The organism is Crenobacter oryzisoli (assembly GCF_030385785.1).
Classification (GTDB): domain Bacteria; phylum Pseudomonadota; class Gammaproteobacteria; order Burkholderiales; family Chromobacteriaceae; genus Crenobacter_A; species Crenobacter_A oryzisoli.
In genome coordinates this window covers 1-21,893 of record NZ_JAUEDK010000009.1, presented here as the reverse complement: position 1 = coordinate 21,893, position 21,893 = coordinate 1, and the positions used below count along the sequence as shown (strand labels likewise).

Here is a 21,893-nt window from a genome sequence, read left to right as displayed (position 1 = left end):
TGGGGCGACCGGCAAGGTCGGCCGACGCGATTCGGCCAACCTTGGGGCAGGGGAGGGGGCTCAGGCTACGAAGTGCTGGTTGTAGCGCTGGTTCAGCTTGGCCATCGGCAGCAGCATGAAGAAGTCGGCGCAATTGAAGTCCGGGTCCCAGGCCGGCTCGCCACCGACGAAGGCGCCGGCGCGCAAATAGCCCTTGATCAGCGGCGGCATCGGCGCCGGGGTGGCATCGTCCTGTACCTGATCAAGCGGCAGCGCCAGGTGCGGGAATACCCGCCATTCTGCCGGCGCCAGGTGCTGGGCCTCGATCTGACGGTACAGGCTCACCGCCTGATGACCGCCGTCGACCAGGCTGACGCTGGCGCAGCCGGCCAGGTACGCGCCGCCCTGCTGTTGTACGTAGTCGGCGAGGCCCGACCACAGCAGCGTGATCACCGCTCCGGTGCGGAAGTCCTTGTGTACGCAGGAACGGCCGCACTCGATCAGGTGCTCGCGGATGTTGGCGAGGCGCGACAGATCGAATTCATGTTCCGAGTACAGGCTCGGCGCCCGGCGTGCCGCGGCCGGCGGCAGCATCCGATAGGTACCGACCACCATGCCACTGGCCGGGTCCTCGACGATCAGGTGATCGCACAACGCATCGTAATCGTCGACATCGAGGCCGAGGTGGGCCGACGCAAGCTTGGCACCCATTTCTTCGCCGAACACGTTGTAGCGCAGCTTCTGCGCGCGGCGAACATCGTCGGCGCCGTCGGCGAGTCGCACGGTCAGCCGGGGGCGTTTGCGCGGGGACTGTTGTTCGTTTAACAGCATGGCTTGGTCCTCCTCATGGTGTTGGACTCATGCTAGGCGGCCCGTTTGACGCAGCCGTGTCGCTCCGATGACGCAATGATGACGGAATAGTAACCGGAATATGACAAGATAAGCGCCGTCAAATCAGTTACTTACCCCGGTGCGCCGAATTGGCGTACAATGGCGGGTTACCTCAATACGCGCTCTTTGCTGAATAGCCATGATTTACCCGACGACATACGACGTGATAGTGGTGGGCGGCGGCCACGCCGGCACCGAAGCGGCCCTCGCCAGTGCGCGCATGGGCCGCAAGACACTGCTGCTGACGCACAACATCGAGACACTCGGTCAGATGTCGTGCAACCCGTCGATCGGCGGCATCGGCAAGGGGCACCTGGTCAAAGAGGTGGATGCGCTCGGCGGCGCGATGGCGCTCGCCACCGACATCGGCGGCATCCAGTTCCGTACTCTCAACGCCAGCAAGGGCCCGGCGGTGCGCGCCACCCGCGCCCAAGCCGACCGCGTGCGCTACAAGGCGGCGATCCGCCACATGCTGGAGAACCAGCCCAACCTCGATCTGTTCCAGCAGCAGGTCGACGACCTGATCGTCGAGGGCGACCGCGTTACCGGCGCCATCACCACCATCGGCATCCGCTTCGTCGCCCGTGCGGTGGTGCTGACTGCCGGCACCTTCCTGTCCGGCAAGATCCACGTCGGCCTGGAAAACTACACTGGCGGCCGTGCCGGCGACCCGGCCGCGCTGACGCTGGGCGCGCGGCTGCGCGATTTGGCGCTGCCGGTCGGTCGACTCAAGACCGGCACCCCGCCGCGGATCGACGGCCGCAGCGTCGATTTCTCGGTGATGGAAGAACAGCCGGGCGACACGCCGGAGCCGGTGTTCTCCTATCGCGGCAATGTGGCGATGCACCCGAAGCAGCTGCCGTGCTGGATCACCCACACCAACGGGCGCACCCACGAGATCATCCGCTCCGGCTTCGACCGCAGCCCGATGTTCACCGGCGTGATCGAAGGGGTCGGCCCGCGCTACTGCCCGTCGATCGAGGACAAGATCAACCGCTTCGCCGACAAGGACAGCCACCAGGTGTTCCTGGAGCCGGAAGGCCTGGATACCCACGAGTTCTACCCGAACGGGATCTCCACCAGCCTGCCGTTCGACATCCAGCTCGCCGCAGTGCGTTCGATCCGCGGCATGGAGAACGCCCACATCCTGCGTCCGGGTTACGCGATCGAGTACGACTACTTCGATCCGCGTGCGCTGAAGACCACGCTGGAGAGCAAGGCGATTGCCGGCCTGTTCTTCGCTGGCCAGATCAACGGCACTACCGGTTATGAAGAGGCCGCTGCGCAGGGCCTGCTCGCCGGCCTGAATGCGGCCCGCTACGCCTTCGAGGAAGAAGGCTGGGCGCCGCGCCGCGACGAGGCCTATCTTGGCGTGCTGGTCGATGACCTGACCACCCGCGGCGTGTCCGAGCCGTACCGCATGTTCACCAGCCGCGCCGAATACCGTCTGCAGTTGCGCGAAGACAACGCCGACCTGCGCCTGACTGAGATCGGCCGCGAACTTGGCCTGATCGGTGACGTGCAGTGGGACAGCTACTGTCGTAAGCGCGACGCAGTCGAAGCCGAGAAGGCACGACTGAAGAGCACCTGGCTGCACCCGAACAAGGTAAGCGACATGGCGCGGCTGGAAACCTTGCTCGGCAAGACGATCGAGCGCGAATACACGCTCGCCGACCTGCTCAAGCGCCCTGACGTGCGCTATCTGGACCTGATGACGCTGCCGGAAGCCGGCGGCGCGGTCGAGGATCCGGCGGTTGCCGAGCAGGTCGAAATTCAGGTCAAATATCAAGGCTATATCGACCGCCAGAACGAAGAGCTGGCGCGTCGCGACCAACTCGACGATGTCGCGCTGCCGGCCGACATCGACTACAGCCTAGTCAAGGGTCTCTCCAAGGAGGTCCAGCAGAAACTCAATCAGCACCGCCCGGAAAACCTCGGGCAGGCGTCGCGCATCTCTGGCATCACGCCGGCCGCAGTGGCGCTGTTGGTGGTGCACCTGAAACGTGGCTTTGCCGACGCGAAAAAAACAGCATGACGACGACACAAGAATTGCAACAAGGGATCGCGGCGCTGGGCCTCGAGCTCGACGCCGCCCAGATCGACAAGCTGCAGGGCTACCTGACCCTGCTCGGCAAGTGGAACCAGACCTATAACCTGACTGCGGTGCGCGAAGCTGAGCGCATGGTCAGCTACCACCTGCTCGACAGTCTGAGCCTGATGCCCAAGCTCGATGGTGGCACGCGCCTGCTCGACGTCGGCTCCGGCGGCGGTATGCCGGGCATCCCGGCGGCGATCGCGCGTCCCGACCTGACCGTGGTGGTGCTCGACGCCAATCACAAGAAGACCACCTTCCTGCGTCAGGCGGTGATCGAACTGGGCCTGACTAATGTCACCGTGGTGACCGAGCGGGTCGAGCATTACCAGCCGGAACAGAAGTTCGACCGCATCACATCGCGCGCTTTTTCCGAGCTGGCCGAGTTCGTCAAGCTGACCCGGCATCTGCTGGCCGACGGTGGCCAGTGGGTGGCAATGAAGGGCGTGTATCCTTACGAAGAAATCGCCCTGCTGCCGGCGGATGTGCGCGTGGCCGAAGTGCTGCCGCTGACCGTACCGGGGCTGGACGCCGAACGACATCTGGTGAGAGTGGTGAACGCATGAGTGCACGGGTGATCGCGGTAGCGAATCAGAAGGGCGGGGTCGGCAAGACCACCACTGTGGTCAACCTGGCAGCCGGGTTGGCCGAACGCGGGCGCCGCGTGCTGATCGTCGACCTCGACCCACAGGCCAACGCCACCACTGGCAGCGGCATCGACAAGAGCCGGCTTGCGGCCGGTATCTATCAGGTGCTGTTGGGCGACGCCAGCGTCGCCGAGGCACGTCACGAAGCGAAGGAGGGCGGCTACCACGTGCTGCCCGCCAACCGTGAACTCGGCGGCGCCGAAGTCGAACTGGTCAACGAACTGGCCCGCGAGGCACGGCTCAAAAATGCGCTATCCGAGGTGCTCGACGACTACGACTACGTGCTGATCGATTGTCCGCCGTCGCTGACGCTGTTGACGCTGAACGGGCTGGTCGCTGCCGACAGTGTGCTGGTGCCAGTGATCTGCGAATACTACGCACTCGAAGGCATTTCCGATCTGATGGCCACGCTACGCAAGGTGCGCATCGCGATCAATCCGAGGATCGACATTATCGGCGTGCTACGCACCATGTTTGGCGCGCGCAACAACCTGTCACAGGACGTGTCGGCGCAGCTGTTCAGCCATTTCAAGGACAAAGTGTTCGAGACGGTGATCCCGCGCAATGTGCGCGTTGCCGAGGCGCCGAGTCACGGCCTGCCCGCCATCATCTACGACCGCGCTGCGCGCGGCTCGCAAGCCTATCTCGCGCTGGCGGACGAACTGATCGCCCGCGTCGAACCCGCAACTCTTTCTGCAGCCCACTGATCCCATGGCCAAAACCAAAGGACTCGGTCGCGGCCTGGACGCGCTGTTCGGCTCGACCGACGCCGCGGACGACCGCCTGACCTCGTTGCCGGTCACGGCAATCCGCCCCGGCAAATATCAACCCCGTACCCGCATCAGCGATGAGGCCCTCGCCGAGTTGGCCGATTCGATCCGCGCGCAGGGCGTGATCCAGCCTGTCGTGGTGCGCGACATCGGCCTCGGAGATTACGAACTGATCGCCGGCGAGCGTCGCTGGCGTGCCAGCCAACTGGCCGGTCTTACCGACATCCCGGCGGTGATCAAGGTGGTCAGCGACGATGCCGCGCTCGCGATGGCGCTGATCGAGAATATCCAGCGCCAAGATCTCGACCCGATCGAGGAGGCCAAGGGGCTCAAGCGCCTGATCGACGAGTTCGGCCTTACCCATGACGCGACCGCCCAGGCAGTCGGTCGTTCGCGCAGCGCCGTATCCAACTTATTGCGGCTGTTGCAACTGCCGGATCCAGTGCAGGAATTGCTTCATGACAAACGGCTGGAAATGGGGCATGCACGGGCGCTGGTGACTTTGCCTGTATTGCAGCAAGTTGCATTGGCGCAACAGGCGGCTGAGCAGGGTTGGTCGGTGCGAGAAATGGAACGACGCGTGCAGGCGCTGACCGAGCCGGCCAGTATCCCCACCCCTCTGCGCCGGCTCGACCCCGACATCGCGCGCCTTGCGGAAAGCCTGTCCGAGCGACTTGGCACCCGGGTGCAGATTCGCCATGGCAATCAGGGCAAAGGCAAGGTGACGATCGAGTACGGATCGCTCGATCAATTCGAGACGCTACTGGAAAAACTCCAATTGAAATCAATGGAGTGACTATTTCATTTGGTATTAAAAGTGCGTAGGCGTCGATTTGACGCTTATCAATCTGTCTGCCTATAATCGCGTGATTTTTCTGACTGGTAGGGCATGATTAATCCCGAAATCAGGCGCTTAGTGCGCCTGCAAGGCATGCTGACGGCGTGCGCCGTGCTGGTCAGTGCAGTATTGAGCCATAACAGACTGAGCGCAGTGCTGTCCGCGCTGATCGGCGGAAGCAGCGTGATAATCCCGGCTCTCGTCTACGCAAGAATTGCTTACAAGCGCCGCCGTGCCGCACCGGCGGAACTGCTGAAGGCCCACTTCGCCGCCGAGGCGGTGAAGTTTTTGCTCACGATTTCAATGTTTGGGGCAGCCTTCGCGTTTTTCAAGGATTTATCGGTAGCTGCCTTGTTCGGTGGATATATCGCCGCCGTATCGGCCTACTGGTTCAAGCTTTTAGTCAAAAATTGAGAACATAAGCATGGCAAGCAACGCGACTGACTATATCAAGCACCACCTAACGTTCTGGAACTCCGCGCATGAGACCGGCGGCTTCTGGAGCCTCCACATCGATACCTTCTCGATCTCGCTGCTGCTGGGCTTTATCTTCCTGGCGGTATTCGCCGGTGTAGCCCGTGGTGCCAGCCTGGACAAGCCGGGTCGCCTGCAGTTGTTTGTCGAAATCGTCATCGACATGGTCAATACCCAGGTCAAGGAAGTGTTTCATGCCAAGAGCAAAGTGGTCGGCCCGCTGGCGCTGACCATTTTCTGCTGGGTGTTCCTGATGAACTTCATGGACCTGTTCCCGGTTGATTTGTTCCCGATGATCGCCCAGTGGATCGGTTTCACCTTCTTCGGCATGGAGCCGCACCACGTCTTCCTGCGCGTCGTGCCGTCGGCTGACGTAAACGCTACCTTCGCCATGTCGCTGTCGGTGATGATCCTGATCATCGCCTTCTCGATCAAGGCCAAGGGCGTTGGCGGCTACACCAAGGAACTCCTGACCGCACCGTTCCACGCCAGCCACCCGATTGGCGCGATCATTCTGGCCCCGGTGAACTTCGTGTTCCAGATGGTCGAACTGGTCGCCAAGCCGATTTCGCTGTCGCTTCGTCTGTTCGGCAACATGTACTCGGGCGAACTGATCTTCATCCTGATCGCGCTGCTGCCGATCGGGGCGCAGTGGGTGCTGGGCGCGCCGTGGGCGATCTTCCACATCCTGATCATCACGCTGCAGGCCTTCGTGTTCATGATGCTGACCATCGTGTACCTGAGCCTGGCAGTAGAAGCACACTAAGTCGTACCCGTTTTACGTTTCACCTTTTTACCAACCATCCTTGCTTTAAAATCTTAGGAGATTTAAATGGAAGCACTCGTTTCTCAGATCCAGTCGATGACCGTACTGGCAGCTGCCCTGATCATTGGCCTGGGCGCCATCGGTACCGCGCTGGGCTTCGCCATCCTCGGTGGCAAGTTCCTGGAGAGCTCGGTGCGTCAGCCTGAAATGGTTCCGGTTCTGCAAACCAAGCTGTTCATTATCGCTGGTCTGCTGGACGCGATCTCCATGATCGGTGTGGGTGTGGCTATGCTGTTCACCTTCAACAACCCGTTCCTGACCGCTGCTCTGGCCGCTCTGAAGGCTGGCGCTGGCGCCTAATTCCCCAAGTGGGACGGTTGTTGTAATCACACTGGAGGAAAACAAGCGTGGAATTCAACGCAACACTACTGGGGCAGGCGATTACCTTCGCCATCCTGGTGTGGTTCACCATGAAGTTTGTTTGGCCTCCGCTTACCAACATGATGGATGAGCGCGCCAAGCGCATCGCCGATGGCTTGGCCGCAGCGGAAAGAGGCAAACAGGATCTCCTGGCTGCCGAGAAGCGCGTAGCCGACGAGCTCAACAAGGCCCGTCAGCAATCGACCGAGATCATGCTGGGCGCTGAAAAGCGTGCCAACCAGATCGTGGAAGAGGCTCGCGAGACCGCTCGCCAAGAAGGCGCACGTCTGGTAGCAGATGCCAAGGCCGAGATCGATCAGGAAGTCCTGCGCGCGAAGGAAACTCTGCGCGAACAGGTTGCTACCCTGGCCGTGGCCGGCGCGGAGAAGATCCTGCGCAAGGAAATCGACGCGACCAAGCACGCCGATCTGTTGGCCTCCATCAAAGCGGAGTTGTAATCAATTCATGGCAGAACTTACTACCGTAGCAAGGCCCTACGCCGAAGCGGTATTTAGCCTGGCCAACGAGCAACAACGCCTCGGCGCCTGGTCCGAGGCGCTCGCGTGGCTCGCTGCCATGGTGCAAAACCCGGTGGTGACCAAGTTCGTCACCGAGCCGAAACATACCGCTCAAGAGATTGAGGCGTTGGTGCTGAACGTGCTGGGCGCAGAGCAGGTGAATGCCGAGGTGAAGAACCTGGTGGTCACGCTCATCGCCAATGGCCGTCTGTTGCTGCTGCCGGAAATTGCCGAACAGTTTGAGCTCCTCAAGGCTGAAGCGGAGGGTGTGCTGGATGCTCTGGCAGAAACCGCCTTCCCGATGACCGATGAGCAGAAGACCGAACTCATCGACACGCTTTCCAAGAAGTACGGTAAGACCGTGCGTCTTGATGTGCGCGTCACCCCCGAGCTGATTGGCGGGGTCCGAGTATTGGTCGGCGACGACGTGATCGATGCGTCGATTCGCGGCAAACTGCAGGACATGGCGGCTAGCCTCAAGAATTAGGAGAGATCATGCAGTTGAACCCCTCTGAAATCAGCGATCTGATCAAGGCCAAGATTCAGAACCTGGCCGAAGGCGCCGATGTCCGTACCAAAGGTACGGTAATCTCGGTGACCGACGGTATCGTTCGTATCCATGGCCTTGCAGACGTGATGCAGGGTGAAATGCTCGAATTCCCGGGCAACACCTTTGGCCTGGCCATGAACCTGGAGCGCGACTCCGTAGGTGCCGTGGTACTGGGCGAATACGAGCACATTTCCGAAGGTGACGAAGTCACCTGCACCGGCCGCATTCTGGAAGTGCCGGTTGGTCCGGAACTGGTTGGCCGCGTGGTGAACGCGCTGGGTCAGCCGATCGACGGCAAGGGTCCGGTTGACGCCAAATTCAGCTCGCCGATCGAAAAGATCGCCCCGGGCGTGATCGCGCGTCAGTCGGTAGATCAGCCGATGCAGACCGGTCTGAAGTCGATCGACTCGATGGTGCCGATCGGCCGTGGTCAGCGTGAGCTGATCATCGGCGACCGCCAGACCGGCAAGACCGCCGTGGCTCTGGATGCGATCATCAACCAGAAGGGCACCGGCGTTATTTGTATCTACGTCGCAGTCGGCCAGAAGGCTTCGTCGATCGCCAACGTAGTACGCAAGCTGGAAGAGCACGGCGCGATGGGTCACACCATCATTGTCGCGGCTACCGCTTCCGAAGCTGCCGCTCTGCAGTTCATCGCCCCGTACTCGGGTTGCGCGATGGGTGAATACTTCCGCGACCGTGGCGAAGACGCGCTGATCGTATACGACGACCTGTCCAAACAGGCCGTGGCTTACCGTCAGATTTCGCTGTTGCTGCGCCGTCCGCCGGGCCGTGAAGCCTACCCGGGCGACGTGTTCTACCTGCACTCCCGTCTGCTCGAGCGTGCTTCGCGCATCAACGCCGACGAAGTGGAGAAGCTGACCAACGGCGAAGTGAAGGGCAAGACCGGTTCGCTGACCGCGCTGCCGATCATCGAAACCCAGGCCGGCGACGTGTCCGCGTTCGTGCCGACCAACGTGATTTCGATTACCGACGGCCAGATCTTCCTGGAAACCGACCTGTTCAACTCGGGTATCCGTCCGGCTATTAACGCCGGTATCTCGGTATCCCGCGTGGGTGGTGCGGCTCAGACCAAGGTGATCAAGAAGCTCGGCGGTGGTATCCGTCTGGCGCTGGCCCAGTACCGCGAACTGGCTGCGTTCTCGCAGTTTGCCTCGGACCTGGACGAAGCGACCCGCAAGCAGCTGCTGCACGGCGAAATCGTTACCGAACTGATGAAGCAGAAGCAGTACGCCACGCTGTCGACCGCCGAAATGGCGCTGACCCTGTGGGCGGTGAACAAGGGTTACTACGAAGACGTGCCGGTGAAAAAGGCGCTGGACTTCGAAGCAGCCTTCCTGGCTTTCGTGCGCGCCAACAACGCCGACCTGCTCAAGGCCGTCAACGAGAAGGGTGACCTCTCGGGCGACAACGAGCAAGTGCTGGTCAAGGCGATGGAATCGTTCAAAGCCGGCTTCAGCTACAACTGAGTCTTTCGGCCAACGTAGACACTACTAGTTAGCCAAAGAGAAAGGTTCAGGACATGGCAGTCGGTAAAGAGATTCTCACCAAGATCCGAAGCGTGCAGAACACGCAGAAGATCACTCGCGCAATGCAGATGGTGTCGACCTCGAAGATGCGCAAGACGCAAGAGCGTATGCGCACTGCCCGTCCTTACGCCGAGAAGGTGCGCACGGTTATGGCGCACCTTGCTCAGGCCAATACGGACGTGGAACACCCTCTGCTGGCAACGCCTGAGACCATCAAACGTGCTGGCATCATCCTGATCACCACCGACAAGGGCTTGTGCGGCGGCCTCAATGCCAACTCGCTCAAGCGCTTCTTCGGCAAGGTGCAGGAGCTCAAGGACGCCAACGTCGACATCGACGTGTGCTGCCTGGGCGCGAAGGGCCTCTCGGCCTGCCAGCGCGCCAAGATGAATGTCGTGGCCAGCGCGATCCAGCTCGGCGATGTGCCGAAGATGGAAAAACTGATTGGCCCGCTTACGGTGCTGTTCAAGAAGTTTGCCGACGGCGAGCTGGATGCGATTTACATCGTGTACTCCGGCTTCATCAACACGATGAAGCAGGAACCGGCTATCGAGCAACTGCTGCCGTTGACCCCGCAACACATGGTGGTCGAGCACACCCACTCCTGGGACTATCTGTACGAGCCGAATCCGCTCGCGGTTCTGGAGTTCCTGGTGCGCCGCTATCTGGAATCGGTGGTTTATCAGGCACTGGCCGAAAACATGGCCTCGGAGCAGGCAGCCCGGATGGTGGCGATGAAAGCCGCCACCGACAACGCGGGTAACGCCATCAAGCAGCTGCGGCTTGTGTACAACAAGTCGCGCCAGGCGGCGATTACCACCGAGCTGTCCGAAATCGTGGCCGGTGCCGCAGCGGTCTGACCGTCGCGACAGCCTGTAAAAGTTTATTGAGTTTAGGAACCGATAATGAGCCAAGGCAAAATCGTACAAATCATTGGCCCGGTCGTCGACGTGGAGTTTCCGCGCGATGCCATGCCAAAGATTTATGATGCCCTGAAGCTGGTCGATGGCGACCTGACGTTCGAAGTCCAGCAGCAGCTGGGCGACGGCGTGGTCCGTACCATCGCGATGGGCAGCTCGGACGGCCTGAAGCGCGGCTTGACCGTAGCCAACACCGGCGCACCGATCTCGGTGCCGGTCGGCAAGGCCACGCTGGGTCGCATCATGGACGTGCTGGGCAACCCGGTTGATGAAGCCGGCCCGGTAGCGACCGAAGACCGTCGCGCCATTCACCAGGTTGCACCGAAGTTCGACGAACTGTCGTCCGCCACCTCGCTGCTGGAAACCGGCATCAAGGTGATCGACCTGCTGTGCCCGTTCGCCAAGGGCGGTAAGGTGGGTCTGTTCGGTGGTGCCGGTGTGGGCAAGACCGTGAACATGATGGAGCTCATCAACAACATCGCCAAGGCGCACTCGGGTCTGTCCGTGTTCGCCGGCGTGGGTGAGCGTACCCGTGAAGGTAACGACTTCTACCACGAAATGAAGGACTCCAACGTCCTTGATAAAGTGGCGATGGTCTACGGCCAGATGAACGAGCCGCCGGGCAACCGTCTGCGCGTGGCCCTGACCGGTCTGACCATGGCGGAACATTTCCGCGATGAGAAGGATGAGTCGGGCAAGGGTCGTGACGTGCTGTTCTTCGTCGACAACATCTACCGTTACACCCTGGCCGGTACCGAAGTGTCCGCGCTGCTGGGTCGTATGCCGTCCGCGGTGGGTTACCAGCCGACGCTGGCCGAAGAAATGGGCCGCCTGCAGGAACGCATTACCTCGACCAAGGATGGTTCGATCACCTCGATCCAGGCCGTATACGTGCCTGCGGATGACTTGACCGACCCGTCGCCGGCTACCACCTTCGCCCACTTGGACGCGACCGTGGTACTGTCCCGTGACATCGCCTCGCTGGGTATCTACCCGGCCGTGGACCCGCTCGACTCGACCTCGCGTCAGCTCGATCCGCTGGTCGTTGGCGATGAGCACTACTCGGTAGCGCGTGGCGTGCAGACCACCTTGCAGAAATACAAGGAACTGCGCGACATCATCGCGATTCTGGGCATGGACGAACTGTCGCCGGAAGACAAGCTGACCGTGGCGCGCGCTCGTAAGATCCAGCGCTTCCTGTCTCAGCCGTTCCACGTGGCCGAAGTGTTTACCGGTTCGCCGGGCAAATACGTGCCGCTGCGCGAAACGATCAAGGGCTTCAAGGCAATTCTCAGCGGTGAGTACGACCATCTGCCGGAACAAGCGTTCTACATGGTGGGTAGCATCGAAGAAGCTGCCGAGAAGGCCAAGACCCTTTAAGGAGACGGCTCATGGCCAAGATGCAGGTGGAAGTGGTTAGCTCCGAAGAGCAGATCTATTCGGGCGAAGCCGAGTTTCTGGTGGCTCCGGCTGAAGAAGGCGAAATCGGTGTCTACCCGCGTCACGTGCCGCTGTTGACCCGCATCAAACCGGGCGTGCTGCGCCTGACGGTGCCGGGTCAGGACAAGGAAGTCCTGGTCGCCGTGTCCGGCGGCATGATGGAAGTGCAGCCGAGCCTGGTCACTGTGCTGGCTGATACCGCCATTCGCGGGGCAGACCTTGATGAGGCGAGGGCCAACGAAGCCAAGCGGGCAGCCGAAGAGGCTCTGCTGAAGGCGGTCGACGACAAGGCAACGGCGGCAGCGCATGCCGCGTTGGCTGTGGCGATCGCCGAGCTGAAGACGCTGGACTACCTCCGCCGCCGTACGCGTTAAAAGCACGACTCGATTCGTGGTTTATAATGGGCTACCCCTCGGGGTAGCCCATTTCTTTTATTTTTTCCGGTTGTTTGCCTGATCCATGGACCAACTCAGTATCGTCATCCTCGCTGCCGGTAAAGGCAAGCGCATGTATTCCTCCCTGCCCAAGGTGCTGCATCCGATCGGTGGTGAACCGATGCTCGCGCGGGTGATCCATACTGCCCGGGCGTTGAATCCGGCGCGCATCGTGGTGGTGTACGGCCACGGCGGTGAGCAGGTGCGCGCGACGATCACCGATCCGGACATCGAGTGGGCCGAGCAGGCCGAACAGTTGGGTACCGGTCATGCACTGAAGATGGCGTTGCCGTTGTTGCCACAGGCCGGCAAGACGCTGGTGCTGTACGGAGACGTGCCGCTGACTCGGGTCGAGACGCTGACTGACCTGGTCGCCGCCGCCGGCAGCGAGTCGTCGCTGTTGACCGATGTGGTGGCCAATCCGGCCGGCTATGGCCGCATCGTGCGCGGTGCACACGGCATCGAGGCGATCGTCGAGGACAAGGACTGTAATCCGGAGCAGCGTGCGATCACTGAGATCAATACCGGCATGTTGGTGCTGCCGACTGCGCGGCTGGCCGGCTGGCTGGGCGAGTTGAACAATGGCAATGCACAAGGCGAGTACTACCTGACCGACGTGATTGCGCTGTCAGTTCGCGACGGCATCACCGTGCACGGTGTGCGTGTGGCCGACAGCTGGCAGGCTGCCGGCGTCAACAACAAGTTGCAGCTGGCCGAGCTGGAGCGCGTGCTGCAGCAGAATCAGGCGCGCGAACTGTTGCTGGCCGGCGTGACATTGGCCGATCCGGCTCGCATCGACGTGCGCGGCACGCTGAGTCATGGTCAGGACGTGACGATCGATGTGAACTGCGTGTTCGAAGGCACCGTCGAGCTGGGTGACGGCGTGTCGATCGGCGCCCACTGCGTGCTGAAGAATGTGCGTATCGCTGCAGGTACCAAGATCGCGCCGTTCTCGCACCTGGAAGACGCGGTGGTCGGCGCCGACTGCAGGATCGGTCCATACGCGCGGCTGCGTCCGGGCGCCACCTTGGCCGAAAAGGTGCACATCGGCAACTTCGTCGAGGTGAAGAAAAGTGAGATCGGTGTCGGTAGCAAGGTGAACCACTTGACCTATATCGGCGACGCGGCGATCGGCTCCGGCAGCAATATCGGGGCCGGCACCATCACCTGCAACTACGACGGTGTGAACAAGTTTAAGACGGTGATCGGCGATAACGCCTTCATAGGCTCCGGCACCATGCTGGTTGCGCCGGTGACGGTGGAGAACGGGGCGACGATCGGGGCGGGCTCGGTGATCAGCAAGACTGCACCGGCCGAGACACTGACGGTGGCGCGTGCACGCCAGGTGACGCTGACCGGCTGGCAGCGTCCGCAAAAGAAAGGCTGATTTCGCGACCTGGCTGTCGTCGGCAAGGCTCATTCAACGGCGTCCGTTTCCTGATGGGGAAATGGGCGCTTTTTGTTGTATGTGCGCGTTTTGCTTCTGAGCCGAACCCTCGTGTAGCAGCGTGCTCGGTAGCCGTCTTGCCTCCCCCGACCATTCGCTGCTACCATCTATAAACTTTCGAAACGAAACAAATGCATGACGAAACGAAATACCCAGCAGCGTCGCCATGCCATCGCGGCACTGGTGCAGGAACGGGGCGAGGTGAGCGTCGACGAGCTGACCCGGCGTTTCGCGACTTCCGAGGTCACCATCCGCAAGGATCTTGCCCTGCTGGAGACGGGGGGGCTGTTGCTGCGCCGCTACGGCGGTGCGGTGTCGCTACCCAGCGAGATGGTGGTCGAAGGGGATGTCGAGCAGGTTTCAAACCGAAAGTTTGCCATCGCTCGAGCTGCCGCCGAACGGATCCGGGACCACAACCGCATCATCATCGATAGCGGCACCACCACCAGCGCAATGATTCCTTTGCTGGGCAACAAGCGTGGTCTGGTGGTGATGACCAACTCGCTCAATGTGGCCAGCGCGTTGCGCGAGCTGGAGAACGAGCCGACCCTTCTGATGACGGGCGGAACATGGGACCCGCATTCCGAGTCTTTCCAGGGGCAGGTAGCGGAGCAGGTGCTGCGTTCTTATGACTTCGACCAGCTGTTCATCGGCGCGGACGGCATCGACCTGGAGCGTGGCACCACCACCTTTAACGAGCTGGTGGGCCTCTCAAGGGTCATGGCCGACGTCGCGCGCGAGGTGATCGTTATGGTCGAATCGGACAAGATCGGCCGACGCATTCCCAACCTCGAGTTGCCGTGGGACAAGATCCACACCCTGGTGACCGACGACGCCCTCGCTGTGGACGCGAGGGAAAAGATTCAAGCGAAGGGCATTACGCTGATTTGCGCGCCTTCGCCAACCGACAGTTCAAGGAGAAAATAATGTGCGGCATCGTTGGCGCCATCGCCAAGCGCGATATCGTTCCGGTTCTGGTAGACGGCCTCAAGCGCCTCGAGTACCGGGGTTATGATTCGGCCGGTGTGGCCGTGCTGGACGGCGACAAGATCCGCCGGGTGCGCAGGGTCGGTCGCGTCGCCGAAATGGAGCAGGCGGCGGCCGCCGAGCAGCTGCACGGCCAGCTCGGCATCGGCCACACCCGCTGGGCGACGCACGGCGGCGTGACCGAGCCGAACGCCCACCCGCACGTGTCGCACGGCCTGATTGCGGTGGTGCACAACGGCATCATCGAGAACCACGAGGAACAGCGCGAGCATCTGAGGGGGCTCGGCTACACCTTCGAGTCGCAGACCGATACCGAAGTGATCGCGCATCTCGTTCACCACCATTACCAGAATGCCCCCGACCTGTTCGAGGCGGTGCGCCGTGCGGTGCGCGAGCTGACCGGCGCTTACGCGATCGGCGTGATCGCGCTGGACCGTCCGGACGAGCTGGTCTGCGCGCGCATGGGCTGTCCGCTCTTGATCGGCCTGGGCGAGGGCGAGAATTTCATCGCCTCGGACGTGTCGGCGATTCTGTCGGCCACCCGCAAGGTGATCTTCCTGGAAGAGGGCGACATCGGTCATCTGCGTCGCGACAGCGTCGTTATCGTCGACAAGCATGACGCGGTCGTCGAGCGCGAGGTGCACCTGTCCGACGTGTCGCTCGCATCGCTGGAGCTGGGTCCGTACAGCCACTTCATGCAGAAGGAAATCTACGAGCAGCCGAAGGCGCTGTCCGACACCATCGAGGCGGTGCTCGACGCCGGCTTCGCGATGCAGCTGTTCGGAGAGAACGCCGAGGCGCTGCTGCCCAAGCTGACCGGCGTGAAAATCATTGCCTGCGGCACCAGCTACTACGCCGGCCTGACTGCCAAGTACTGGATCGAGAGCATCGCCGGCGTGCAGTGCGATGTCGAGATCGCCAGTGAATACCGCTACCGCAACGCCTGGGCCGACCCACAGCACTTGGTGGTGACCATCTCGCAGTCGGGCGAGACGCTCGACACCATGGAGGCGCTAAAGTACGCCAAGGAGCGCGGCCACCAGTACGCGCTGTCGATCTGCAACGTGCGTGAGTCGGCGATTCCACGTGCATCGGAACTGGTGTTCTACACTCGTGCCGGCGCCGAAATCGGCGTTGCCTCGACCAAGGCGTTCACCACCCAACTGGTGGCGCTGTTCACGCTGGCGGTGACGCTGGGTAAGGTACGCGGCCGTGTGTCGGCCGAACAGGAGGCCGGCTATCTCGACGACCTGCGCCACCTGCCGGGCAGCGTGCAGCATGCGCTGAACCTGGAGCCGCAGATCAAGGCTTGGGCCGACAAGTTTGCCGCCAAGGACCACGCGCTGTTCCTCGGTCGCGGCCTGCACTATCCGATCGCGCTGGAGGGCGCGCTGAAGCTGAAGGAAATCAGCTATATCCACGCCGAGGCGTACCCGGCCGGCGAACTGAAGCACGGTCCGTTGGCGCTGGTCGACAGTGCGATGCCGGTGGTAGTGATCGCACCGAACGACAGCCTGCTGGAAAAGGTGAAGTCGAACATGCAAGAAGTGCGTGCGCGCGGCGGCGAGCTGTTCGTGTTCGCCGATGCCGACAGCCACTTCAGCGAGTCGGAAGGGGTGCACGTGATCCGCACTCCGCGCCACGTTGGTGTGCTGAGCCCGGTGGTACACGCGATCCCGGTACAGATTCTCGCCTACCACGCCGCACTGGCGCGCGGTACCGACGTGGACAAGCCGCGCAACTTGGCTAAATCGGTGACGGTCGAGTAAGCACCGGCTAGGTTCATGACTTGTGATCGGAAACAATAAAGTCTGTTACGAGACAATGAAGTCTGTCATCCGCTAGTCATGCTAGAAAAGCGAAGAGGCCCTAGGGCCTCTTTTCGCTTCATATATGAGTTACTGCCGCCTTTCTATCCTTCAGGCAATGTATTGGCCAAACTCACCATTTCTGCCTTGGGCAGAAAAAGGCTACTTTCTCTCCAAGAAGTGGAGTGTCCATCGTTCTAGGGGCAGTCCAAATTTCTGTATGCCTTCGGTTTACAGGGAGGCAAGGGCGATATCGATGACGTCGTTCAGGCGCTGCGGCTGTTCGGCTCCGCTATAGCCCCGGCCCAGCACGCGCAGGCCCTGAATGGTAGCCACGATGAAACGCGCCAAGGCGATGGGCGATTTCTCTGAGGCGATTTCCCCCTGTTGCTGCCCTCGTTGCATCAGGGCGATAAGGGCGGTCTCCAGGATAGTGAAGTGCTCGCCCAGCAAGCTGGTCACTATGCTGTCGCGCCCACCCAGTTCCAGTGCAGTATTAGCCACCAGGCAGCCGCAACAGGATGTGTCGGTCAGTTCATTCGTGACGATCTGCTGCAACAGAGCGCGCACGCGAGCTACGGCAGAGCCATCTTCAGCCAGCAGGGCGACGTTGGCCGCAGTCTGCCCGTGGTAACGGCGCAAGGCGTGCTGAAACAGGCCGTGTTTGCTCTCAAAGGTGTTGTATAGGCTGCTGCGCGACAGGCCGGTTCCCTCGACCAAATCCTGGATCGACGTGGCAGCATAGCCTTTTTGCCAGAAAATGCGCATGGCCGCGTCGGCTGCGTCGTCGGGATGAAAATGAGGGGTATGCATAGTAATCGGCAAATGAGAGAGGGTGGCGTTGACATCATCGCTGGTCCGTTCGGCCACGGGAGAGCTGGCTGATGCTCTGTTAGTATGCCCGGCATGTCTGCAAGCGCTAAAGGCTATCACAGCATGTTAAGCGATGTTGAGCAGGCGGGCGTGCTGCCCGCGCTGCTGCATGGGCTGTCTATCCGGGGCATAGAGGCGACCAACAGCCTGGCCGCATTGTGGCGACCGTGGCCACTGCAGATGGGCAAGGTGGCGATCGCGGCCTTGTCGCTGCCGGCGCTGGATGCTTTGCTGGGGGATATTACGCCCGCCAGCCTGCACCCTGCGATTCCCGCAAGGGTAGTCCGGTCCCGGCAGGTATCTTTCCTGGCCGGTCGTTTGTGTGCTGAACAGGCGTTGGCCAGCCTGCATATGCATGGCGCGGTGGTTGGACGCGATGCAGCTGGTATGCCCCGGTGGCCTGACGGTGTCACGGGGGCCATTACCCATAGCCCTGATCTAGCTGCAGCAGTGGTGGCATTCAGTGCGGAACCTGGCGAGCTGGGGCTGGATTGCGAACCGCTGGCCACCGGTGATCAGCTGGACAGTATTCTGGCTGTCTGCTGTACCGCCGCAGATCGTGCGTACTTGCCTCGGGAGGCGCTGTCCGCCGTAGCCACGCTGATCTTTTCGGCCAAAGAGGCCGGCTACAAGGCCATGTCTTACCGCCTGGGCCGCGTCGTTGATTTCACCGAATTCGAAGTCTGCCTGCTGGAACGGGATGCAGGCCGCCTATGGCTGGCACCGGCATCTCGCAGTGAATGGCAACACCGGGTTCAGCCGTTCGAGGTGAATTTTGCCTTTGCAGCGGGCAGCGTATACACCTCGGTCGATCTGCGTGGCCGTGGGTGGTGGACTCCCTGACACTAGCAGGCGATGGTCAGATAGGGGAGTCTGACGCTAGGAAGCTGGCGGCCATGTCTTTGTCACCATGGCCGGCGGCAAGGGCTCGTTCAAAGCGTTGTAATCCGGCGGCAGCCACATTGGCCTGCACACCTGCCTGGCGAGCAGCCTCGACGATGAGTTTGCCGTCCTTCACCGCGTTGGCAACCGTAAAGCTTGGAGTGTAGTTGTCTGCCAGAATGGCTGCGCTCTTGAGCTGGAAATAGGCACAATCCATTGGCCCGTTGCTGACCACGTCGACGACCAGTGCCGGGTCTACTCCCAGACCTTTGGCCAGAGCCAGGCTCTCTGCCAGCCCATGCGTCAGGGCAAATGCCCAGTTGTTCAGGGCCAGCTTCAACCGGCTCGCCTGACCGGCATTGTCGGCTACCCAAAGTGTGCGTTTGCCGATGGCGTCAAACAAGGGCTGCACCGCTTCCCGCTCAGTCAGCGGTCCGGCTGCCAGAATGATCAGCTGGCCTTGCTCGGCAGGTTGACGTGTCCCTTGCACCGGCGCATCGAAGTACACCAGTTGCTGCTGCAGGGCCAGGCTGGCCAGGCTGACGCTGGCGTCGATCCCCACCGTACTGAGCTGTATCCATTTGGCACCCGGCAGAAAATGCCCACTGCCGGCCGCCATGGCCGAAGCGACGCTGTCGCCGTCTTTCAGCACAGTCACGATGTAGCTGGCATCGCTGACGGCCTCAGCCACGCTGGCGCAGGCCTGCAGATTGTCCTGCTCGATCGCCTGCGCCTTGGCCGCCGTGCGGTTCCATACCTTCACCTTGAATCCCTTGTTTGCCAGATTGCGCGCTACTGGCGCGCCAATCAGGCCCGTACCCAACACTGCAACGGTGGTGGGGATTGTGCTGTTCATTGTGATGTCCTTGATCTGTCTTGCCGGTGATGAACCGACGCTTTTGTGAGTGCATCCGCGGCCTGATAGGCCAGCCGGAGCTGGCATGTCTTTATTCCTGATCATTCCGATCGTTTCAGACCATGAGTCCATGCTCTGTGGTTTTGCGAGCAAAAATGCAAAATGAATAATTAATTTGGAATGATCATTCCAGTCACTGTATGATGCCGCTCATTTGCGGTCAACCCATTTGGCATTTTTGGCTTGGCTGGTCGCATTCTGATCGAGGCCACGTGATCTACTCACCGGATTACCAGATTACCCTGGCCGACAAGCCCCTGCGCTGCGCCATCTTGGTTTGGCGGGCTCGTGGTGATGGCGAGTCCTTCATCGCGGAGGGCATCCGGGCCGGTCTCGACATCTGCTGGCACGATCTGGCGGTGGGCCATTACAACGTGCTGAAGCCGGAAGGCATTGCCGCCATGCAGTCCGCTGGACTGAGCTGAACCCTGGAGCTCCTCATGCCACATGTCGTCATCCATTGCTTCAAGGCCGACATCCCTGCGGCCAACCTGGAGCGCATCCAGCAATCGCTCACGCAGTTGCTGCAACAGGAACTGTCATGCCCTACCGGGGCCGTGTCGGTCGATCTGCAGCCGGTTGAACCGGCGCTGTGGCAGCAGCAGGTCTACCAGGCGCTGATCGTCCCGCGCATGACGGATCTGCTGAGACGGCCCGATTACACCTATTGATTCACCCTCGCCCGGTCGCCTTGCAGCAGCCGGGCCGATCACCCACTGCTTGAACAGGAATTGTCATGAGTCAACATGCCAAGCCGGCAGGCATCCTCCTCTTGCTTGCTATCCTGCTACTGTCGCTTAACCTAAGACCGGCCATCGCCGCCATTGGTCCTCTGGTTCAGTCCATCAGCCAATTTGCCGGGGTCAAATCGGTAGGAATCAGCCTGCTGACTTCCATCCCGGTCTTGATGATGGGGTTGGGTGCCATCTATGCCGGGCGTATCCGCCAGGCACTGGGTGAGGGAGGCGGTATTGCCATTGGTGGCGCCGTCATCGCCATCGCTTGCCTGATGCGTTTGTGGACCGATAACAGTTATGGTCTGTTCACCAGCGCCGCCCTGGTAGGGCTGGGCATCGCCGTGATCCAGGCGCTACTGCCGGGCTTCATCAAGCGCAATTTCGGCGCCAGTACCAGCAGCGTCATCGCACTGTACTCCAACAGCATCGTGGTGGGAGCCGCCATTGGTTCCGGTACCGCTTCCTGGCTCGAAGACCAGTTCGGCTGGTTGTCCACCCTGGCCAGCTGGTCGCTGCCGGCCGTAGCCGCCACCGTGTACTGGCTGCTGGCATCGCGCCGAAGCCAGTACGAGGGCCGCAGCAGCGTACAAGTAACCGCCCGAAGCGCACCGTTCTGGCGCATTGGTCGCTGCTGGTCGTTGCTACTTTTCTTCGGCATCGGCACCGGCGCCTTCATGCTGGCCATGGCGTGGATCTCGCCGTTCTACATCGGTCTGGGACTGGCCAAGGGTACGGCCGGGCTACTGCTGTCGGTGCTGACCATTGTCGAGGCGTTGACCGCGCTGTGGCTGTCGCTTGTCATTGGCCGCTTCCCCGATCGTCGTGGCTTGCTGGCTACCTCGCTGCTGCTAGTCGCCGCGAGCTACGTGATGTTGATTGTTGCGCCACTGCAGGCACCTTACATTGCCGTATCGCTGCTGGGCGTCAGCATAGGTCTCTTGTTCCCACTATCCATCATCGTCGCCATGGACCACCTGAAAGACCCGACCCTGGCCGGAAACTTTACTGCCTTCGTACAAGGGGGGGGCTTCATCATTGCCAGCTTGGTCCCGCTGACCGCCGGTAGCCTGCGTGATGCATTCAATGATCTGTCCTACATCTGGTTGCTGATGACCATTGCCAGTCTGGGCATGCTGGTACTAGCAATACGTTTCTCGCCGGCCAGCTACCAGCGTTTTCAGCAGGATCTGGCTGAAATTCAAGTGGGTGAGCCAAAGCCGGCCTGATGCCACGCGGCGCTTCTGGTTGATTCATGTCACCGCCCTGCCGGTCCAGACCGGGGGGCGGTTTGTCTTGGTGGCACAGAAGTATTCGGCAAGGAGGAGGCAGATGGTCGTGCCTCTCAACAGCCTGTTTGGCGCAGAGGGAAGCTAAGTGTCGGATCTCGGGCGATTGGCTATGTGTTGATAATATGTCTTTGGTATGTTGGCGGGCTCGGGAGGGGAGAGAAGAAATGCTGAGTGCAAACAAATTTGTAACTGTGAAGTGCATCTGTCCCCAGAGAGTGCAAACTTACCGAGGATGAGTAGTTGCCGCAACCTATTGATTTTTCATAAATGCATAGTGCGGACATTTTTGCCATTCATCAATCGGAAACAATAAAGCCTGTCACGAGGCGAGGTAATAAGCCATTTAATGAATATACTAAGCTTTGCAAAAGTATTGTCACTGGCAGGCATATTGGCACTCAGGCTGGCGGAAGAACGATTTCACCAGCCCGGGTAGCTTTTGGATTCGACGCAAGGCGCCGATTGCTAGCCGCTTCATTTCCTCATGGTTTTGCACCAGACGCTTTGATACCTGGCGCTTCACGTGCGCCCAGACCTGCTCGTCCGGATTCAGTTGCGGCGAGTAAGGCGGCAAGTAGAACAGGTTGAGCTTGCCTTCCAAGCTCTCCACATAGTCCCTGACCAGCTTCGCCTTGTGGATCGGATGGCCATCGACGATCACAAAC

24 protein-coding genes are annotated in these 21,893 nt (G+C 61.0%); 20 read left to right on the top strand and 4 right to left on the bottom strand.

What is annotated here, in order from left to right; translation table 11 throughout:
- Positions 1 to 60 precede the first annotated feature (60 nt).
- Positions 61 to 810 carry a GNAT family N-acetyltransferase gene (locus QU481_RS07000; protein ID WP_289829216.1) on the bottom strand — a complete coding sequence of 250 codons (750 nt, stop codon included), beginning with the start codon at positions 808 to 810 and terminating at the stop codon, positions 61 to 63.
- Between the two features lie 199 nt (positions 811 to 1,009).
- On the opposite strand from QU481_RS07000, the gene mnmG reads away from it, so the two are divergent.
- From mnmG to glmS, 16 genes are all read left to right on the top strand, one after another.
- Positions 1,010 to 2,905: a tRNA uridine-5-carboxymethylaminomethyl(34) synthesis enzyme MnmG gene (gene mnmG, locus QU481_RS06995; protein WP_289829215.1), complete on the top strand. Its 1,896-nt coding sequence runs from the start codon at positions 1,010 to 1,012 to the stop codon at positions 2,903 to 2,905.
- Positions 2,902 to 3,528, top strand: coding sequence for a 16S rRNA (guanine(527)-N(7))-methyltransferase RsmG (gene rsmG, locus QU481_RS06990; RefSeq protein ID WP_289829214.1), 627 nt, complete (start codon positions 2,902 to 2,904; stop codon positions 3,526 to 3,528). The genes mnmG and rsmG overlap by 4 nt, the downstream gene beginning before the upstream one ends.
- Positions 3,525 to 4,316, top strand: coding sequence for a ParA family protein (locus QU481_RS06985; RefSeq protein WP_289829213.1), 792 nt, complete (start codon positions 3,525 to 3,527; stop codon positions 4,314 to 4,316). Before rsmG ends, QU481_RS06985 begins: the two co-directional genes overlap by 4 nt.
- Positions 4,317 to 4,320: 4 nt before the next feature.
- Complete coding sequence (locus tag QU481_RS06980; RefSeq protein WP_289829212.1) at positions 4,321 to 5,175, top strand: ParB/RepB/Spo0J family partition protein; 855 nt, start codon at positions 4,321 to 4,323, stop codon at positions 5,173 to 5,175.
- A gap of 93 nt (positions 5,176 to 5,268) precedes the next feature.
- Positions 5,269 to 5,631 carry an ATP synthase subunit I gene (locus tag QU481_RS06975; protein ID WP_289829211.1) on the top strand — a complete coding sequence of 121 codons (363 nt, stop codon included), beginning with the start codon at positions 5,269 to 5,271 and terminating at the stop codon, positions 5,629 to 5,631.
- 10 nt (positions 5,632 to 5,641) lie between these two features.
- Positions 5,642 to 6,457, top strand: coding sequence for a F0F1 ATP synthase subunit A (gene atpB, locus QU481_RS06970; protein WP_289829210.1), 816 nt, complete (start codon positions 5,642 to 5,644; stop codon positions 6,455 to 6,457).
- Positions 6,458 to 6,523: 66 nt separating this feature from the next.
- The gene (atpE, locus tag QU481_RS06965) at positions 6,524 to 6,817 is read left to right on the top strand and encodes a F0F1 ATP synthase subunit C (protein ID WP_289829209.1); all 294 of its coding nucleotides are present in this window, start codon (positions 6,524 to 6,526) and stop codon (positions 6,815 to 6,817) included.
- Positions 6,818 to 6,864: 47 nt separating this feature from the next.
- Positions 6,865 to 7,335, top strand: a complete 471-nt coding sequence (locus tag QU481_RS06960; protein ID WP_289829207.1) for a F0F1 ATP synthase subunit B — start codon at positions 6,865 to 6,867, stop codon at positions 7,333 to 7,335.
- A gap of 7 nt (positions 7,336 to 7,342) precedes the next feature.
- Entirely contained in the window at positions 7,343 to 7,882 is a 540-nt protein-coding gene (locus QU481_RS06955) for a F0F1 ATP synthase subunit delta (RefSeq protein ID WP_289829206.1), read from the top strand.
- Positions 7,883 to 7,890: 8 nt separating this feature from the next.
- On the top strand, positions 7,891 to 9,435 hold the full coding sequence (atpA, locus tag QU481_RS06950; protein ID WP_289829205.1) for a F0F1 ATP synthase subunit alpha: 1,545 nt from the start codon (positions 7,891 to 7,893) through the stop codon (positions 9,433 to 9,435).
- A gap of 53 nt (positions 9,436 to 9,488) precedes the next feature.
- Positions 9,489 to 10,355, top strand: coding sequence for a F0F1 ATP synthase subunit gamma (gene atpG / locus QU481_RS06945; RefSeq protein WP_289829204.1), 867 nt, complete (start codon positions 9,489 to 9,491; stop codon positions 10,353 to 10,355).
- Between the two features lie 45 nt (positions 10,356 to 10,400).
- Positions 10,401 to 11,795, top strand: a complete 1,395-nt coding sequence (gene atpD, locus QU481_RS06940) for a F0F1 ATP synthase subunit beta (protein ID WP_289829203.1) — start codon at positions 10,401 to 10,403, stop codon at positions 11,793 to 11,795.
- 11 nt (positions 11,796 to 11,806) lie between these two features.
- Positions 11,807 to 12,229 carry a F0F1 ATP synthase subunit epsilon gene (locus QU481_RS06935; protein WP_289829202.1) on the top strand — a complete coding sequence of 141 codons (423 nt, stop codon included), beginning with the start codon at positions 11,807 to 11,809 and terminating at the stop codon, positions 12,227 to 12,229.
- A gap of 85 nt (positions 12,230 to 12,314) precedes the next feature.
- A complete protein-coding gene (glmU, locus tag QU481_RS06930) occupies positions 12,315 to 13,676 on the top strand; it encodes a bifunctional UDP-N-acetylglucosamine diphosphorylase/glucosamine-1-phosphate N-acetyltransferase GlmU (RefSeq protein ID WP_289829201.1) in 1,362 nt (453 codons plus the stop codon).
- A gap of 195 nt (positions 13,677 to 13,871) precedes the next feature.
- Positions 13,872 to 14,663 (top strand): DeoR/GlpR family DNA-binding transcription regulator, encoded by a 792-nt coding sequence (locus QU481_RS06925; RefSeq protein ID WP_289829200.1) that lies wholly within the window; start codon positions 13,872 to 13,874, stop codon positions 14,661 to 14,663.
- Positions 14,663 to 16,492 (top strand): glutamine--fructose-6-phosphate transaminase (isomerizing), encoded by a 1,830-nt coding sequence (glmS, locus tag QU481_RS06920; RefSeq protein ID WP_289829198.1) that lies wholly within the window; start codon positions 14,663 to 14,665, stop codon positions 16,490 to 16,492. The genes QU481_RS06925 and glmS overlap by 1 nt, the downstream gene beginning before the upstream one ends.
- Before the next feature lie 270 nt (positions 16,493 to 16,762).
- On the opposite strand, the gene QU481_RS06915 is transcribed toward glmS, so the two are convergent.
- Entirely contained in the window at positions 16,763 to 17,401 is a 639-nt protein-coding gene (locus tag QU481_RS06915) for a TetR/AcrR family transcriptional regulator (RefSeq protein ID WP_289829197.1), read from the bottom strand.
- A 36-nt stretch (positions 17,402 to 17,437) separates the two neighbouring features.
- Here QU481_RS06915 and QU481_RS06910 point away from each other — a divergent pair, with 36 nt between their 5' ends.
- Positions 17,438 to 18,247, top strand: coding sequence for a 4'-phosphopantetheinyl transferase family protein (locus tag QU481_RS06910; RefSeq protein ID WP_289829196.1), 810 nt, complete (start codon positions 17,438 to 17,440; stop codon positions 18,245 to 18,247).
- A gap of 16 nt (positions 18,248 to 18,263) precedes the next feature.
- On the opposite strand, the gene QU481_RS06905 is transcribed toward QU481_RS06910, so the two are convergent.
- Complete coding sequence (locus tag QU481_RS06905) at positions 18,264 to 19,229, bottom strand: NAD(P)-dependent oxidoreductase (protein WP_289829195.1); 966 nt, start codon at positions 19,227 to 19,229, stop codon at positions 18,264 to 18,266.
- Positions 19,230 to 19,414: 185 nt separating this feature from the next.
- Here QU481_RS06905 and QU481_RS06900 point away from each other — a divergent pair, with 185 nt between their 5' ends.
- The 3 genes from QU481_RS06900 (at position 19,415) to QU481_RS06890 (ending at position 21,165) form a co-directional block, all read left to right on the top strand.
- Positions 19,415 to 19,627: an HAD family hydrolase gene (locus QU481_RS06900; protein ID WP_289829194.1), complete on the top strand. Its 213-nt coding sequence runs from the start codon at positions 19,415 to 19,417 to the stop codon at positions 19,625 to 19,627.
- A gap of 15 nt (positions 19,628 to 19,642) precedes the next feature.
- The gene (locus tag QU481_RS06895) at positions 19,643 to 19,873 is read left to right on the top strand and encodes a tautomerase family protein (protein WP_289829193.1); all 231 of its coding nucleotides are present in this window, start codon (positions 19,643 to 19,645) and stop codon (positions 19,871 to 19,873) included.
- 65 nt (positions 19,874 to 19,938) lie between these two features.
- Complete coding sequence (locus tag QU481_RS06890) at positions 19,939 to 21,165, top strand: MFS transporter (RefSeq protein ID WP_289829192.1); 1,227 nt, start codon at positions 19,939 to 19,941, stop codon at positions 21,163 to 21,165.
- A gap of 439 nt (positions 21,166 to 21,604) precedes the next feature.
- Here the strand turns inward: QU481_RS06890 and QU481_RS06885 are convergent.
- Positions 21,605 to 21,893: transposase (locus tag QU481_RS06885; RefSeq protein WP_289828758.1), on the bottom strand; the 289-nt coding region annotated here is incomplete at its 5' end.

What these genes read in the sequence shown, in the direction of transcription:
- glmU (WP_289829201.1), top strand. Translation starts at nt 12,315, where the DNA reads ATGGACCAACTCAGTATCGTCATCCTCGCTGCCGGTAAAGGCAAGCGC.
- QU481_RS06895 (WP_289829193.1), top strand. Translation starts at nt 19,643, where the DNA reads ATGCCACATGTCGTCATCCATTGCTTCAAGGCCGACATCCCTGCGGCC.
- mnmG (WP_289829215.1), top strand. Translation starts at nt 1,010, where the DNA reads ATGATTTACCCGACGACATACGACGTGATAGTGGTGGGCGGCGGCCAC.
- atpA (WP_289829205.1), top strand. Translation starts at nt 7,891, where the DNA reads ATGCAGTTGAACCCCTCTGAAATCAGCGATCTGATCAAGGCCAAGATT.
- QU481_RS06910 (WP_289829196.1), top strand. Translation starts at nt 17,438, where the DNA reads ATGTCTGCAAGCGCTAAAGGCTATCACAGCATGTTAAGCGATGTTGAG.
- QU481_RS06955 (WP_289829206.1), top strand. Translation starts at nt 7,343, where the DNA reads ATGGCAGAACTTACTACCGTAGCAAGGCCCTACGCCGAAGCGGTATTT.
- atpG (WP_289829204.1), top strand. Translation starts at nt 9,489, where the DNA reads ATGGCAGTCGGTAAAGAGATTCTCACCAAGATCCGAAGCGTGCAGAAC.
- rsmG (WP_289829214.1), top strand. Translation starts at nt 2,902, where the DNA reads ATGACGACGACACAAGAATTGCAACAAGGGATCGCGGCGCTGGGCCTC.
- glmS (WP_289829198.1), top strand. Translation starts at nt 14,663, where the DNA reads ATGTGCGGCATCGTTGGCGCCATCGCCAAGCGCGATATCGTTCCGGTT.
- QU481_RS07000 (WP_289829216.1), bottom strand. Translation starts at nt 810, where the DNA reads ATGCTGTTAAACGAACAACAGTCCCCGCGCAAACGCCCCCGGCTGACC.
- QU481_RS06890 (WP_289829192.1), top strand. Translation starts at nt 19,939, where the DNA reads ATGAGTCAACATGCCAAGCCGGCAGGCATCCTCCTCTTGCTTGCTATC.
- QU481_RS06980 (WP_289829212.1), top strand. Translation starts at nt 4,321, where the DNA reads ATGGCCAAAACCAAAGGACTCGGTCGCGGCCTGGACGCGCTGTTCGGC.
- QU481_RS06905 (WP_289829195.1), bottom strand. Translation starts at nt 19,229, where the DNA reads ATGCCAGCTCCGGCTGGCCTATCAGGCCGCGGATGCACTCACAAAAGC.
- QU481_RS06935 (WP_289829202.1), top strand. Translation starts at nt 11,807, where the DNA reads ATGGCCAAGATGCAGGTGGAAGTGGTTAGCTCCGAAGAGCAGATCTAT.
- atpE (WP_289829209.1), top strand. Translation starts at nt 6,524, where the DNA reads ATGGAAGCACTCGTTTCTCAGATCCAGTCGATGACCGTACTGGCAGCT.
- atpD (WP_289829203.1), top strand. Translation starts at nt 10,401, where the DNA reads ATGAGCCAAGGCAAAATCGTACAAATCATTGGCCCGGTCGTCGACGTG.
- QU481_RS06985 (WP_289829213.1), top strand. Translation starts at nt 3,525, where the DNA reads ATGAGTGCACGGGTGATCGCGGTAGCGAATCAGAAGGGCGGGGTCGGC.
- QU481_RS06975 (WP_289829211.1), top strand. Translation starts at nt 5,269, where the DNA reads ATGATTAATCCCGAAATCAGGCGCTTAGTGCGCCTGCAAGGCATGCTG.
- atpB (WP_289829210.1), top strand. Translation starts at nt 5,642, where the DNA reads ATGGCAAGCAACGCGACTGACTATATCAAGCACCACCTAACGTTCTGG.
- QU481_RS06925 (WP_289829200.1), top strand. Translation starts at nt 13,872, where the DNA reads ATGACGAAACGAAATACCCAGCAGCGTCGCCATGCCATCGCGGCACTG.